Source organism: Mycobacterium sp., assembly GCF_035633495.1.
Lineage (GTDB): Bacteria > Actinomycetota > Actinomycetes > Mycobacteriales > Mycobacteriaceae > Mycobacterium.
Genome location: NZ_DASQEU010000143.1, coordinates 62,593 through 76,761, shown reverse-complemented (window position 1 = coordinate 76,761; position 14,169 = coordinate 62,593). Strand labels below are relative to the sequence as shown.

Sequence of the window (14,169 nt, the reverse complement as noted above, 5' to 3'; positions counted from 1 at the left end):
GGCTAAGAAGGGTTTTGGCGTGGCACGCGATTATTACGGCCTGCTCGGTGTGAGCAAGGGTGCGAGCGATTCGGAGATCAAGCGCGCGTATCGCAAGCTCGCGCGTGAACTGCATCCCGACGTCAACCCCGACGAAGAGGCGCAAGCCAAGTTCAAGGACATCAGCGTCGCCTACGAGGTGTTGAACGACCCGGAGAAGCGCCGCATCGTCGACCTCGGTGGCGATCCGATGGAGGGCGCCGGCGCGGGCAACGGCTTCAGCGGCGGGTTCGGCGGCGCCGGTTTCGGTGGCCTCGGCGACGTGTTCGAGGCGTTCTTCGGCGGCGGCGGTGGCGGTGGCCGCGGGCCGGTCGGTCGGGTGCGGCCGGGATCCGATTCGCTGCTGCGGATGCGGCTCGACCTGTCGGAGTGCGCGACCGGTGTCACCAAGCACGTGACCGTGGACACCGCGATCCTGTGCGACATGTGCCAGGGCAATGGCACCCACGGCAACTCCACGCCGGCCACCTGCGACACCTGCCACGGCCGGGGCGAGGTCCAGTCCGTGCAGCGGTCGTTGCTCGGACAGGTGATGACGTCACGTCCGTGCCCGGTGTGCGCGGGCGTCGGCGAGGTCATCCCCGATCCGTGCCACCGCTGCGGAGGCGACGGACGGGTGCGGGCGCGACGGGAGATCAGCGTGAAGATCCCGCCCGGTGTCGGCGACGGCATGCGGGTGCGGCTGGCGGCCCAGGGCGAAGTCGGTCCCGGCGGCGGCCCGGCGGGCGACCTGCACGTCGAGGTCCACGAACAACCCCATGACATCTTCATTCGCGACGGCGACGACCTGCACTTCAGCGTGTCGGTGCCGATGGTCGACGCGGCGCTCGGCACCAAGGTCTCGGTCGACGCGATCCTCGACGGGCCGACCGACGTCGACGTCGTCGCGGGCACTCAACCCGGCGCCGTCACGACCTTGCGCGGCCACGGGATGCCCAACGTGCGGACCGGCGTTCGCGGCAACCTGCACGCCCACATCGAGGTGGTGGTGCCGTCGCGTCTCGACCAGCAGGACGCGGACCTACTGCAGAAGCTCAAGGAGCATCGCGTCCGCGACGTGGCCGAGGTCAAGTCCACGCACGCGGCGCCGTCGGGCGGCGGGCTATTCAGCCGGCTGCGCGAGACGTTCACCGGCCGGTAGGTCGGCTCGGGCCGCAGTGAGTCGCGCGCTGTTCTACGTCGATGCGCTGTCCGACGTCGGTGAGCTCACCGTCGTCGACGGCGACGAGGGTTTTCACGCCGCCAGCGTGCGGCGCATCCGGGTCGGTGAGGAGCTCGATCTCGGCGATGGCGCAGGCGCGGTGGCGCACGTGGTCGTCGAGGGCGTCGCGAAGGGCAGCCTGATGACCCGCGTGGTGAGCAGGCGCACCGTTGCGCCGCCATCTCCCACGGTCACCGTCGTGCAGGCGCTGCCCAAGTCCGACCGGTCCGAGTTGGCGATCGAGCTTGCCACCGAAGCGGGCGCCGACGCGTTCGTGGCCTGGCAGTCGGACCGCTGCGTGGCCCGTTGGGACGGTTCGGCGAAGGCGGAGAAGGGCCTGCACCGCTGGCAGGCGGTGGCGCGCTCGGCGGCCAGGCAGTCCCGCAGACCGTACGTCCCGCCGGTCACGTCGCTGGTGTCCACGACGGAACTGGCCGCACGGGTCGGGGCTGCCCCGAGCCGATCGGTCGTGCTGGTGCTGCACGAGTCCGCGACAGAGCCCCTGGCCGCGGTGGGGCTGACCGACGCTAAATCGGTGATGCTGATCGTCGGTCCCGAGGGCGGCATCGGCGACGATGAGTTGGGCCTGCTGACCGGCGCGGGCGCCATCACCGTACGCCTCGGGCCAAGTGTGCTGCGGACCACATCGGCGGCTGCCGTGACGCTTGGCGCACTCGGCGTGCTGACCGCCCGCTGGCGCATCTGACCTTGATTACTGCCATTCGGCAACCAATTACCGCCATCGGAATCAAACCCCTGAGCATTGCGTTTGATCTGTCAGGCCGGATGGAAGGCTCTACCGCCGGTCGACAGACACCACAGAGGGCACGGAAGAAGAAATGAAGAAAATGAAGAAGTTCGGATTTGCCGCCATCGTTGCGAGCGGACTCACCGCCGGGATCCTCGGCGTTGCGTCTCCGATCCAGGCCACCGCATTCGCCGAGGCCCTGCCGGTCGCGGAACTGCCCGGGTACTCCACCGGCGTCGACCACAACCAGTGGATCAACACGATCCACCCGGACGTCACCGTCCCGCAGGTCGACACGACCGTGCAGCAGAGCCGCTGACACAGGTTCAACTCGAGAAGGGGCACCCGGTGCGGGTGCCCCTTCTTCTTTGGGATGCGACGGTGACCAGCGGTAAGCTGACGCAAGCACACCCACGACCTGAGCCACGGAAAGCAGGCACTGAACACCACGTGACTCCCCGCGAGACGAATGCCGCCTCGGACAGCACCGTGCGAAGCAACAGCAATGTACGCAGCAACATCAACGTGCCGCCCGACCTCGTGGTGGGCCTACTCGGTTCCGCTGACGAGAATCTGCGTGCCTTGGAAGGCTTGCTGACCGCCGACATCCACGTGCGCGGCAACGCCGTGACCCTGTCCGGCGAGCCGGCCGACGTCGCGCTGGCCGAGCGAGTCATGACCGAGCTCATCGCCGTCGTGGCGGGCGGACAGGCCCTGACGCCGGAGGCCGTGCGCCGCAGTGTCGGCATGCTGACCGGCATTGGCAACGAGTCACCGGCCGAGGTGCTGACGCTGGACATTCTGTCTCGGCGCGGCAAGACGATTCGGCCCAAGACGCTCAACCAGAAGCGTTACGTCGACGCGATCGACGCGCACACCATCGTGTTCGGCATCGGCCCGGCAGGCACCGGCAAGACCTACCTTGCGATGGCCAAGGCGGTCAACGCCCTTCAGACCAAACAGGTCTCGCGCATCATCCTGACCCGCCCCGCCGTGGAAGCCGGCGAACGCCTCGGCTTCCTACCCGGCACGGTGAGCGAGAAGATCGACCCCTATCTGCGGCCGTTGTACGACGCTCTGCACGACATGATGGATCCGGAGCTGATCCCGAAGCTGATGAGCGCCGGGGTCATCGAGGTCGCGCCGCTGGCGTACATGCGCGGTCGCAGCCTCAACGACGCCTTCATCATTCTCGACGAGGCCCAGAACACCACCCCCGAACAGATGAAGATGTTCCTGACGCGCTTGGGGTTCGGGTCCAAGATCGTGGTGACGGGTGACTCGACACAGGTCGACCTGCACGGCGCCAAGTCGGGTCTTCGCGCGGCGATGGAGATCCTGGATCACATCGACGACATCCACTTCTCCGAACTCACCAGCGCCGACGTGGTCCGGCACCGACTGGTGTCCGAGATCGTCGACGCATACGCCAGATCCGAAGCGCCAGTGCTGAACCGGGCCGAGCGGCGATCCGGCACCGGCAGGCCGCGCCGGTGAGCATCGAGGTCTCCAACGAGTCGGGCATCGACGTGTCCGAGAACGAACTGATCAGTGTCGCGCGGTTCGTCATCGCGAAGATGGACGTCAACCCGGGCGCCGAGCTGTCCATGGTGTTGCTCGACACCCCGGCGATGGCCGACCTTCACACGAGGTGGATGGACCTGCCCGGCCCGACGGACGTGATGAGCTTCCCGATGGACGAGCTCGAGCCGGGTGGCCGCCCCGACGCGCCCGAGCCGGGCCCGTCGATGCTCGGCGACATCGTGCTGTGCCCCGAGTTCGCGGCCAAACAGGCTGAGAAGGCCGGGCATTCGCTCGGTCACGAACTCGCGCTGCTGACCGTGCACGGCGTGCTGCACCTGCTCGGTTACGACCACGCCGAGCCGGACGAGGAGAGGGAGATGTTCGCCCTGCAACGCGAACTGCTCGAGGGGTGGGTCGCCGACCAGGTCGCCGCCTACCACCAGGACCGGCAGAGCGAGAAGGACCGCACACTGTTGGACAAGTCCCAGTACTTCGACGAACCGTGACCGGAATCTCTTCTCTCCTGGGCGCAGTCGCGCTCATCGCGCTCGGAGGCGTGTTCGCGGCAGTCGATGCCGCCATCAGCACCGTCTCCATCGCCAGGGTCGACGAGCTGGTTCGCGACGAGCGGCCGGGAGCTGCGCGGCTGGCCCGGCTGATCGACGATCGACCGCGCTACATCAACCTCATCGTGCTGCTGCGCATCACGTGTGAGACCGCCGCGACCGTTCTGTTGGTGGCCTTCCTTTACGAGGACCTCGGCCTGACCTGGGGACTGCTCGCTGCGGCCGCCATCATGGTCGTGGTCAGCTTCGTCGCCATCGGTGTCGGGCCGCGCACGCTCGGCAGACAGCATGCGTACACCATCGCGTTGGGGGCAACCCTTCCGCTGCAGGCGATCTCGGTGCTGCTGACGCCCATCAGCCGGCTGCTGGTGCTGATCGGCAACGCGCTGACACCCGGCCGCGGCTTCCGCAACGGTCCATTCGCGTCCGAGATCGAACTGCGGGAGGTCGTCGACCTCGCCCAGCAACGCGGAATCGTCGCCGACGACGAGCGCAGGATGATCCAGTCGGTGTTCGATCTCGGAGACACCGGCGCCCGCGAGGTGATGGTGCCGCGCACCGAGATGGTGTGGATCGAATCGGACAAGACCGCCGGGCAGGCCACGTCACTCGCGGTGCGCAGCGGGCACTCCCGCCTGCCGGTCGTCGGCGAGAACGTCGACGACATCGTCGGCGTCGTCTATCTCAAGGACCTCGTCCAGCAGACGTATTACAGCAACGGTGGCATCGATACCAGGGTCGGCGAGGTGATGCGCCCGCCGGTGTTCGTGCCGGACTCCAAGCCGCTGGACGCACTGCTGCGTGAGATGCAGAGGGACCGCAACCACATGGCACTCCTGGTCGACGAGTACGGCGCGATCGCGGGTCTGGTCACCATCGAGGACGTGCTGGAGGAGATCGTCGGTGAGATCGCCGACGAGTACGACACCGACGAAGTCGCTCCCGTAGAGGATCTGGGCGACAAGAACTTTCGCGTGTCCCCCCGGTTGCCGCTGGAGGACCTCGCGGAGCTCTACGATCTCGAGCTCGACGACGACCTGGACGTCGACACCGTCGGCGGGCTGCTGGCCCACGAACTGGGTCGCGTGCCACTACCCGGCGCCGAGGTCACCTGGGATGCGTTGCGGCTGCGCGCCGAGGGCGGTCGCGATCATCGCGGCCGGGTGCGTATCGGCACCGTGCTCGTCATGCCCGCCGAGCAGAAGGAAGGGGACGCCGAATGAGCCTCGACGCCGAGGACGCCAAGCTGGTCACGCTCGCCCGTGGCGCGATGGGACGCGCGGAGGCGAGCAGCGGTGCCGCAGTGCGTGACGTGGACGGGCGAACCTACGCAGGTGCTCCGGTGACGCTGGAGTCGCTGACGTTGACGGCACTGCAGGCGGCGGTGGCCGCGGCCGTGTCGAGTGGGGCGGCGGGCCTCGAGGCCGCCGTGCTGGTGGCCGGCTCGACGGATGACGCAGGGGTCGCCGCAGTGCGCGAGTTGACCGTCGACGCCGCCGTCATCGTCACCGACCGTGCCGGAAACCCGATCCCGTGAGCGCCGAGGTGGCCGAATACCGCTCTGGCTTCGTCTGCTTCGTCGGCAGACCGAACACCGGCAAGTCCACGCTCACCAACGCCCTCGTCGGGGCGAAGGTGGCGATTACGTCGAACCGTCCGCAGACCACCCGCCACACCATCCGCGGCATCGTGCACCGCGAGAACTTCCAGATCATCCTCGTCGACACCCCCGGGCTGCACCGGCCCCGGACGCTGCTGGGCGAGCGGCTCAACGAACTGGTCAAGGCCACCTACTCCGAGGTCGACGTCATCGGGCTGTGCATCCCCGCCGACGAGGCCATCGGGCCCGGCGACCGGTGGATCTACGAGCAGATCCGTGCGGTCGCACCACGCACCACGCTCATCGTCGTCGTGACCAAGATCGACAAGGTCTCCAAGGAGAAGGTCGCCGCGCAGCTGATGGCCGCCAGCGAGCTCACCGGTGGCACCGCCGAGATCGTGCCCGTATCGGCCACCACCGGAGAGCAGGTCGACCTGCTCACCGACGTGTTGGCTGCCCAGCTGCCTCCGGGCCCGGCCTTCTATCCCGACGGGGAGCTGACCGACGAGCCCGAGGAAGTCCTGATGGCCGAGCTGATCCGCGAGGCCGCGCTCGAGGGGGTACGTGACGAGCTGCCGCACTCACTGGCCGTGGTGATCGACGAGGTGGAACCGCGAGAAGGTCGCGACGACCTCATCGACGTGCACGCGATCCTCTACGTCGAACGGGACTCGCAGAAGGGCATCGTCATCGGCAAGGGCGGCGCCCGGTTGCGAGAGGTCGGCACCGCGGCACGTCATCAGATCGAGACGCTGCTCGGCACCAAGGTGTACCTCGACCTCCGCGTCAAGATCGCCAAGAACTGGCAGCGGGACCCGAAACAGCTTGGCCGACTGGGCTTCTAGTCTGGCAGTAGGGGCTGACCGGCACCGCCAGGGTGAAACCGGCGACTCTTGACGCGCGTGTCGCGTCGTGAGATTCACGAATGACGCGGTGTGCGCGCCAAGGTCGCTCAGGTGGGCTGGCCGTAGACCGCGACGACGACCGAGCGGTCCAGGCTGTTCACCGACCAGACGCCGATCTGCGTGTTGGCGCAGTTGGACATGATGTCCATGTAGTCGGGGCGGTAGTACCAGTTGTTCATGATCTCGATGCCGCTGATCGCCAGGGCCGGGTTGATCGCCACCGTCTCCGATGCGATGCCCTTGAATCCCGCGGCGTTGGCGCGGTCCTGGACCGTCGAACCGTCCGAGCCGACGTCGCCGTCGAGCGCGCGGTTGTTGAGTACGTCGTTGGCATGCCATTGCGCGGCCAGCCGCAGTTGCGGGTTGATCTTCACGTCGCCGCTGCAACCGTGCTGAAGCTGGATGGTGTAGACATTGGCGACGACGCCGTCGTTGAGCCGCTTGTTGTCGGCGTGCGCGGCGGGCATCGCGACCACAGCGCCACCCGCGACCGCCAATATCGGCAACGTCCGTGCGCAGAACCGCGCAGCGTCAGAAATCGTCACGTTGCTGGACATTACGCGGGTTGCGCACCCCCGGTGCGCGATCAGCGGTTACTCGGCGCCGGATTCCTCCCACCACGGGTCGGGCTGTGCGTTCGACCAGTTGCCGATCGCTTCGAGTTCGGCGGCAAGCGAGATGAGCAACGGTTCGCTGTTCGCAGGCCCCATGAGCTGAACGCCGATCGGCAGGCCGTCGGAGGTGAAGCCGGCGGGAATGTTGATCGACGGCCAGCCGAGCAGGTTCCAGGGCCAGGTCACGGGACATGCGCGGATCATCGCGCGGTCGGTGGACAGTCCGCCGCGCCGGTCGAAGTCGTGGACCTGCGGCGGCGGAAGGGCCGTCGTCGGAGCTAGCACCACGTCGGCGAGGTTGAAGATCCACCCGATGCGACGCTGGGATTCCGCCTCGCGGCGGCGGGCGTCGCGCAGGATCTTCTCGGACAGCAACCGCCCCATCCGCATGTTGCTCCTGGTGCGCTCGTCGAACGTCACGCCCGGTCCGAGCCGGTGAGCCCAGTCCAGCAGCCCGGACATCGAGCGGGACAAGAAGTTCCAGGAGGTGCGCAGGCCGTAGTCGGGGTCGGCCGGCCGCACGGTGTGCCCGAGCTCCTCGAGCTGTCCGGCCATCGTCTCCATCGCGGCCAGGATCTCGGGATGGAGCTTGGCCCGGAAACCCGTGAAGGGAAACTTCGTCGACATTGCTACGGTCAGCGGACCCGGCGCCTGGCTGACGTACTCGGAGACCGTCACCGGCGGCGGCCGGTGGAGGTCCCCGTCGGCGTTGCCGGAGGCGGCGTCGAGCACCAGCGCCGCGTCGGCGACCGTGCGGGCCAGCACGCCATTGACCGTGATTCCGTTGAACGCCTCGGGCAGCGGCCAGGTCGAGATCCGGCCACGCTGGGGTTTGATGCCGACGAGATGGGTCCAGGCCGCGGGAATGCGAACGCTGCCCGCACCGTCCGAGCCGATGGCCGCGGTCACCAGCCCGGCGGCCACCGCCGCTGCGCTCCCGCCCGAGGAGCCGCCCGGAGTGTGGTCCGCTGACCAGGGATTGCGTGTATGGCCGAAGGCCGGCCCGCTGGTGAACGGCCACTGGCCCAGCTCGCAGGTGTTGGTCTTGCCGACGATCACGGCGCCTGCCGCGCGGAGCCTGCGCACCACCTCGGCGTCCGCCGTCGTCGCCGGAACCTCACCGGACGTGCCGAACCGGGTGGGAACACCCGCCACGTCGACGTCGTCCTTGACCGCAATCGGGATGCCCAGGAGCGGAAGGTATTGTCCCGCAGCGTGTTTGCGGTCGGCTTCGGCCGCGTCGGCCAACGCCTGATCGGTCAGCACCACGCGGAAGGCGTTGAGTGTGGACTGGCTGGCCTCGATCGCGCGAAGTGAGCGCGTAGTCAACTCGGTAGACGTGACCTTGCCGCTGGCAAGGCGGTACTGCAACTGGGTCACAGTGGGTAGCGAGGTGCCGGGGGGCCGCTTGCTCGACCCGCTGGATGAGGTGTCTGCCATTTGAAACGAGAATATCCGGACGTGCCTTCGCGGCGCGGTCGGTACGAGGTGGGAGACTGGGCAGATGCGGTTGTACCGGGATCGGGCTGTCGTGCTGCGCCAGCACAAGCTCGGCGAGGCGGATCGGATCGTGACTCTGCTCACCCTCGAGCACGGGTTGGTCCGTGCCGTGGCCAAGGGCGTGCGTCGTACCCGGAGCAAGTTCGGGGCGCGGCTCGAGCCGTTCGCCCACATCGACGTTCAGCTGTACCCGGGCCGCAACCTCGACGTCGTCACGCAGGTGCAGGCCATCGATGCGTTCGCCAGTGACATCGTCAGCGAATACGGCCGCTATACCTGTGGGTGCGCGGTCCTGGAGACGGCCGAGCGGCTGGCCGGTGAGGAACGCGCCCCGTCACCTGCCCTGCACCGGCTCACCGTCGCGGCGTTGCGTGCCGTAGCCGACGGCACCCGGCCGCGTGAGCTGGTACTCGATGCATACCTGTTGCGGGCCATGGGAATTGCGGGGTGGGCCCCCGCGCTCACCGAGTGCGCGCGCTGCGCGGCGCCGGGGCCGCACCGCGCGTTCCACGTCGCCGCGGGCGGCAGTGTGTGCATGCACTGCAGGCCGTCCGGCTCGGTGACCCCGCCCCAGGGCGTGCTGGACCTGATGTCCGCCCTGCACGACGGGGACTGGCCCGCCGCGGAGGCGTCCACGTCGTCGTACCGCAGCCAGGCCAGCGGACTGGTGGCGGCGCACCTGCAGTGGCACCTCGAGCGCCAACTGCGGACGTTGCCGCTGGTGGAGCGCGCCTACCGGGTTGATCGCACGGTCGCTGAACGACGAGTCGCCCTGTTCGGGCAGGATGAGGCGCATGGCGTTGAAGCGGGATGGGCAGCGGGCGAAGAAGGACACCTACCCCCAGCTGCCTCCGGCGCCTGACGACTATCCGACCTTTCCGGACAAGTCCACCTGGCCGGTGGTGTTCCCCGAGCTGCCGCCCGGGACCAACGGGAGGTTCTCGCGACCTCCGCAGCACACGTCGAAGGAGTCGGCACCGCTGATTCCGGCTGGCCAGGTGCCCAGCCACGTCGCGGTGGTGATGGACGGCAACGGCCGCTGGGCTACGCAGCGGGGCCTCGGCCGCACCGACGGCCACAAGATGGGCGAGGCGGTGCTGATCGACATCACCTGCGGCGCCATCGAGCTCGGCATCAAGCACCTCACCGTGTACGCGTTCTCCACGGAGAACTGGAAGCGCAGTACCGAAGAGGTGCGCTTCCTGATGGGCTTCAACCGCGAGGTGGTGCGCCGCCGCCGCGAGAACCTCAATGCGATGGGCGTGCGCATGCGGTGGGTCGGGTCGCGGCCGCGCATGTGGAGCAGCGTCATCAAGGAATTCGACATCGCCGAGAAGATGACCGTGGGCAACGACGTCATCACCATCAACTACTGCGTCAACTACGGCGGGCGCACCGAGATCGTCGAGGCGGCCCAGGAGCTGGCCCAGCTCGCGGTCGACGGCAAGGTCAACCCGAGCCGAATCAGCGAGGCCACCTTCGCCAAGCACCTGCACCGCGACGACATCCCCGACGTCGACCTGTTCATCCGGACGTCGGGGGAGCAGCGGGCCAGCAACTTCCTGCTGTGGCAGGCCGCCTACGCCGAGTACGTGTTTCAGGACAAGCTTTGGCCCGACTACGACCGTCGCGATCTGTGGGCGGCGTGCGTGGAGTACGTCAACCGCAACCGTCGCTTCGGTAGGGCCTGATGACACTTCTCGAGCGACTGACCTCCGCGCTGGCGGAGGTGACGACGCTCGTCGAGGAGTCAGACGGTGCCCTCACGGTCACTGTGGACGGTCTGGTGGCGTCACTGCGGGTCGTCACCATCGCCGAGGGCCTCGAGATGGTGTCGCTCACGCAACCGCTGGCGTGGGATCTGCCGCTGAACAACAAGATTCGCGAACGCGTCGCCGAGCAAGCGGGGCGGACGATGCTCGGCACCGTGGCGCTCGTCGAGAAGGTGGCCGATGGTCCACCCGCGCCCGCCAACGGTTCGTCGGGCAGGGCGACGCGCAAGTCCGCGGTCAAGAAGGTCGCAGACGTGATGCTGCGCTACAACTTTCCCGCCGCCGGTCTCACCGAGGCCGCGTTGCGCACGTTGATCCTGCTCGTGCTCACCACGGGCGCCGACGTGCGCACCGCACTAACGGGCTGACGATCAGCCGACCGTGCAGTCACCGCACACCCCGAAGATCTCGATGGTGTGGCTGACGTCGGAGAAACCATGCTGGGCGGCGACGTCGGTGGCCCAGGCCTCCGCCGCGCCGCCCTCCACCTCGACGGTGGAGCCGCAGGCCCGGCACACCAGGTGATGGTGGTGGTGCTGCGAACACCGGCGGTAGACCGATTCGCCGGTGTCGGTGCGCAGCGTGTCGAGCAGCCCGGCCGACGCCATCGACTGAAGCGTGCGATACACGGTGGTCAGGCCGATGCCCTCGCCGCGGCGGCGTAGTTCGTCGTGAAGTTCCTGGGCGGAGCGGAATTCGTCCACGTTCTCCAGCAGCGCCGAGATGGCGACGCGCTGCCGCGTGGAGCGGACCGCGGTGCCGCTCATCGTGACTCGTCCCCGGCGGACTCGCCGGCGTGGGCGATGGCTGCCAGCACGATGTCGCTGAGGTGATGATCCACCAGCCGGTAGCGCACTTCGCGCCCGGTGCGCTCCCCGGCGACGACTCCTGCGGACTTCAGAATGCGGAGGTGCTGGCTCACCAGTGGCTGTGGCACGGCGAGCGCGTCGACGAGTTCGTGCACGCATCGGGACGATTCGCGAAGCTGGAGCACGATCGCGATTCGGACCGGGGCCGCCAGCGCTCGCAAGAGGTCACCGGCCGTGTCGAGCACGTGGCGTGGTGGCACCTCGTGGGCCGGGGCTCCACCGTGGGCGTGGTCGGCGTGTGCCTCCGCAGCCACATTGGAAATCGTTTTCATTATGCGCCAGAATACATGCAGCTGTACGCATGTCAATCGAGCGGCAGTCGCCCGCTACGCTGTTCACCCGTGGCCTCCATCATCGACACCGTTGCCAATCTCGCGAAACGCCGTGGCCTCGTCTATCAATCCGGTGAGATCTACGGCGGCACCAAGTCGGCGTGGGATTACGGCCCACTGGGCGTCGAGTTCAAGGAAAACATCAAGCGGCAATGGTGGCGGTCGATGGTCACTGGGCGCGACGACGTCGTCGGCCTCGACAGCGCGATCATCCTGCCGCGCGAGGTGTGGGTGGCCTCCGGACACGTCGAGGTGTTCAACGACCCGCTGGTCGAGTGCCTGAACTGCCACAAGCGTCATCGGCAGGACCACATGCAGGAGGCGTACGCGCTCAAGAAGGGTCTCGACGACCCCGACGCCGTGCCGATGACGGAGATCGTGTGTCCGGACTGCGGCACCAAGGGCCAGTGGACCGAGCCGCGCGACTTCAACATGATGCTGAAGACCTACCTCGGACCGATCGAGACCGAAGAGGGCATGCACTACCTACGCCCGGAGACGGCGCAGGGCATCTTCGTCAACTTCGCGAACGTCGTGACCACGTCGCGACGCAAGCCGCCGTTCGGAATTGGCCAGATCGGCAAGAGCTTTCGCAACGAGATCACTCCCGGCAACTTCATCTTCCGCACCCGGGAGTTCGAGCAGATGGAGATGGAGTTCTTCGTCGAACCCTCCACCGCTGCGGAATGGCACCAGTACTGGATCGACACCCGACTGCAGTGGTACGTCGACCTCGGCATCAACGCCGACAACCTTCGGCTGTACGAGCACCCGAAGGCGAAGCTGTCGCACTACGCCGACCGCACGGTCGACATCGAGTACAAGTTCGGCTTCCAAGGCAACCCGTGGGGTGAGCTCGAAGGCGTGGCCAACCGGACCGACTTCGACTTGTCCACGCACTCAAAGCATTCCGGCACGGACCTGTCGTTCTACGACCAGGCGACCGAGACCCGGTACACGCCGTACGTCATCGAGCCCGCAGCCGGCCTGACCCGGTCGTTGATGGCCTTCCTCGTCGACTCTTACCACGAAGACGAGGCCCCCAACGCCAAGGGTGGCGTCGACAAGCGCACCGTGCTGAAGCTCGACCCACGGCTCGCACCCGTCAAGGCTGCGGTGCTGCCGCTGTCGCGCAACGCCGACCTGTCGCCCAAGGCCAAGGACCTCGCGGCAGAGCTTCGCAGGTCGTGGAACGTCGAGTTCGACGATGCGGGCGCTATCGGGCGGCGGTACCGCAGGCAGGACGAGATCGGCACGCCGTACTGCGTGACGCTGGACTTCGACTCGCTGGAAGACCACGCGGTGACGATCCGTGAACGCGACGCGATGACGCAGGAGCGCGTGGCGATCGACGCGGTCTCGGACTACCTGGCGGTGCGTCTCAAGGGCACCTAGCCCTCCCCTCCTGCGCGAGCGTGCGTGTTTGCGGCCGACATGCCGGGCCGCAATCCGAGTTTGCGCACGCTCAGCGCTCGGAGGTGTCCACAGTCGCTTGTTCATCCCCAAATGCCGTGCGGGCACCCGCTGAAGGCCACGAAGTGACCGACGATCGTCTGCGTGCCAAACGATCTCGACGTTCTCTTCGAACGGCAAGGTGGCGTAGCGACATCCGCCCAACTGCTGACGATCTTCAGCCGCAGTCAACTCGACACCAGGATCCAACGCGGCGACGTGCTCAAGGTGTGGCCCGGGGTCTACAGCCACGACGAGATCGACACGCTCATCCGGCTGCGAGGTCTCGACCTCAGAGCAGGCGAACCCGTCGCCATCTGCCTGTCCACCGCGGGGGCGGCCCACGGCTTCGACACCGAAGACGTCGACGACCTCCACGTGTTGAATCCCGCCCGGCATCAACTGCGAAACTCCGACGGTCTATTCGTGCACCGTCGCGACGGAGCGCCGCTGAGTGAGATCGAGGGCAGGCCTGCGACGGCGCCGGCGTGGACCGCGGTCGAGGTGGCCCGTGGGCTCCGTCGTCCCCGGGCGTTGGCGACTCTGGATGCGGCGTTGCGCAGCGGCACCTGCGAGCGCCGCGGCCTGTTGCGGGCCGCCGCGAACCAGACCGGACGGCGAGGAATCGTGAAGGTTCGCGAGTTGATCGAGCTCGCCGCAGGTGAGGCCGAGTCGCCGATGGAGAGTGAGGCGCGGCTGGTCATGATCGACGGAGGACTGCCGATGCCTGAGCTGCAGTACGAGTTGATCGACCGGAGCGGGCGGTTGTGGCGGCTCGACTTCGCCTGGCCGGATCAGCGGGTGGCCGTCGAATACGACGGATTCGATTGGCACAGCGACCCGGAAAGCCTGCGACGAGACAGACAGAAGCGCGCGGCGCTGCAGGAGATGAACTGGTCGGTGACGTCAATCGTGTCGGATGACGTCCGGCGTCGGCCGTGGGACATGGTGCGGCGAATCGAGTGGGAGATCGCCAGTTCGCGCGTGGCGTGAGCGTGCGTGAACTCCGATCTCGACGCGGCGTGTCGGCCGCAAACACGCACGCTC

General features: G+C 67.6%; 17 protein-coding genes. 13 read left to right on the top strand and 4 right to left on the bottom strand.

Annotation, left to right across the window (positions count from 1 at the left end; all coding sequences use genetic code 11):
* The first annotated feature begins 19 nt into the window (after positions 1–19).
* The 8 genes from dnaJ to era all read left to right on the top strand — a co-directional run bounded on the left by dnaJ (position 20) and on the right by era (position 6,523).
* Entirely contained in the window at positions 20–1,180 is a 1,161-nt protein-coding gene (gene dnaJ / locus VET27_RS21195) for a molecular chaperone DnaJ (RefSeq protein WP_526521580.1), read from the top strand.
* 16 nt (positions 1,181–1,196) lie between these two features.
* Positions 1,197–1,946, top strand: coding sequence for a 16S rRNA (uracil(1498)-N(3))-methyltransferase (locus VET27_RS21190; RefSeq protein WP_526521579.1), 750 nt, complete (start codon positions 1,197–1,199; stop codon positions 1,944–1,946).
* A gap of 133 nt (positions 1,947–2,079) precedes the next feature.
* Positions 2,080–2,307, top strand: coding sequence for a hypothetical protein (locus tag VET27_RS21185; RefSeq protein WP_526521578.1), 228 nt, complete (start codon positions 2,080–2,082; stop codon positions 2,305–2,307).
* 131 nt (positions 2,308–2,438) lie between these two features.
* Complete coding sequence (locus VET27_RS21180; RefSeq protein WP_526521577.1) at positions 2,439–3,485, top strand: PhoH family protein; 1,047 nt, start codon at positions 2,439–2,441, stop codon at positions 3,483–3,485.
* Positions 3,482–4,018, top strand: coding sequence for an rRNA maturation RNase YbeY (ybeY, locus tag VET27_RS21175; RefSeq protein ID WP_526521576.1), 537 nt, complete (start codon positions 3,482–3,484; stop codon positions 4,016–4,018). The genes VET27_RS21180 and ybeY overlap by 4 nt, the downstream gene beginning before the upstream one ends.
* Positions 4,015–5,301 (top strand): CNNM domain-containing protein, encoded by a 1,287-nt coding sequence (locus VET27_RS21170; RefSeq protein WP_526521575.1) that lies wholly within the window; start codon positions 4,015–4,017, stop codon positions 5,299–5,301. The genes ybeY and VET27_RS21170 overlap by 4 nt, the downstream gene beginning before the upstream one ends.
* Positions 5,298–5,615, top strand: coding sequence for a cytidine deaminase-like protein (locus tag VET27_RS21165; protein ID WP_526521574.1), 318 nt, complete (start codon positions 5,298–5,300; stop codon positions 5,613–5,615). The genes VET27_RS21170 and VET27_RS21165 overlap by 4 nt, the downstream gene beginning before the upstream one ends.
* 8 nt (positions 5,616–5,623) lie before the next feature.
* On the top strand, positions 5,624–6,523 hold the full coding sequence (era, locus tag VET27_RS21160) for a GTPase Era (protein WP_526521602.1): 900 nt from the start codon (positions 5,624–5,626) through the stop codon (positions 6,521–6,523).
* A gap of 107 nt (positions 6,524–6,630) precedes the next feature.
* Here the strand turns inward: era and VET27_RS21155 are convergent, their stop codons facing one another.
* The gene (locus VET27_RS21155; RefSeq protein WP_526521601.1) at positions 6,631–7,050 is read right to left on the bottom strand and encodes a CAP domain-containing protein; all 420 of its coding nucleotides are present in this window, start codon (positions 7,048–7,050) and stop codon (positions 6,631–6,633) included.
* A 126-nt stretch (positions 7,051–7,176) separates the two neighbouring features.
* A complete protein-coding gene (locus VET27_RS21150; RefSeq protein ID WP_526521573.1) occupies positions 7,177–8,637 on the bottom strand; it encodes an amidase in 1,461 nt (486 codons plus the stop codon).
* A gap of 64 nt (positions 8,638–8,701) precedes the next feature.
* Between VET27_RS21150 and recO the strand changes: the two genes are divergently transcribed.
* The 3 genes from recO to VET27_RS21135 are packed head-to-tail and all read left to right on the top strand — an operon-like array spanning position 8,702 to position 10,837.
* The gene (gene recO, locus VET27_RS21145) at positions 8,702–9,559 is read left to right on the top strand and encodes a DNA repair protein RecO (RefSeq protein ID WP_526521572.1); all 858 of its coding nucleotides are present in this window, start codon (positions 8,702–8,704) and stop codon (positions 9,557–9,559) included.
* Complete coding sequence (locus tag VET27_RS21140; RefSeq protein ID WP_526521571.1) at positions 9,492–10,388, top strand: decaprenyl diphosphate synthase; 897 nt, start codon at positions 9,492–9,494, stop codon at positions 10,386–10,388. Before recO ends, VET27_RS21140 begins: the two co-directional genes overlap by 68 nt.
* The gene (locus tag VET27_RS21135) at positions 10,388–10,837 is read left to right on the top strand and encodes a hypothetical protein (protein WP_526521570.1); all 450 of its coding nucleotides are present in this window, start codon (positions 10,388–10,390) and stop codon (positions 10,835–10,837) included. The genes VET27_RS21140 and VET27_RS21135 overlap by 1 nt, the downstream gene beginning before the upstream one ends.
* Positions 10,838–10,840: 3 nt before the next feature.
* Here VET27_RS21135 and VET27_RS21130 read toward each other — a convergent pair whose 3' ends face one another.
* The gene (locus VET27_RS21130; protein WP_526521569.1) at positions 10,841–11,236 is read right to left on the bottom strand and encodes a Fur family transcriptional regulator; all 396 of its coding nucleotides are present in this window, start codon (positions 11,234–11,236) and stop codon (positions 10,841–10,843) included.
* Positions 11,233–11,610 carry an ArsR/SmtB family transcription factor gene (locus VET27_RS21125; RefSeq protein WP_526521568.1) on the bottom strand — a complete coding sequence of 126 codons (378 nt, stop codon included), beginning with the start codon at positions 11,608–11,610 and terminating at the stop codon, positions 11,233–11,235. The genes VET27_RS21130 and VET27_RS21125 overlap by 4 nt, the downstream gene beginning before the upstream one ends.
* Before the next feature lie 15 nt (positions 11,611–11,625).
* Here VET27_RS21125 and VET27_RS21120 point away from each other — a divergent pair, with 15 nt between their 5' ends.
* Entirely contained in the window at positions 11,626–13,065 is a 1,440-nt protein-coding gene (locus VET27_RS21120) for a glycine--tRNA ligase (protein WP_526521567.1), read from the top strand.
* 162 nt (positions 13,066–13,227) lie between these two features.
* Positions 13,228–14,115, top strand: a complete 888-nt coding sequence (locus VET27_RS21115) for a type IV toxin-antitoxin system AbiEi family antitoxin (RefSeq protein ID WP_526521566.1) — start codon at positions 13,228–13,230, stop codon at positions 14,113–14,115.
* Positions 14,116–14,169 lie beyond the last annotated feature (54 nt).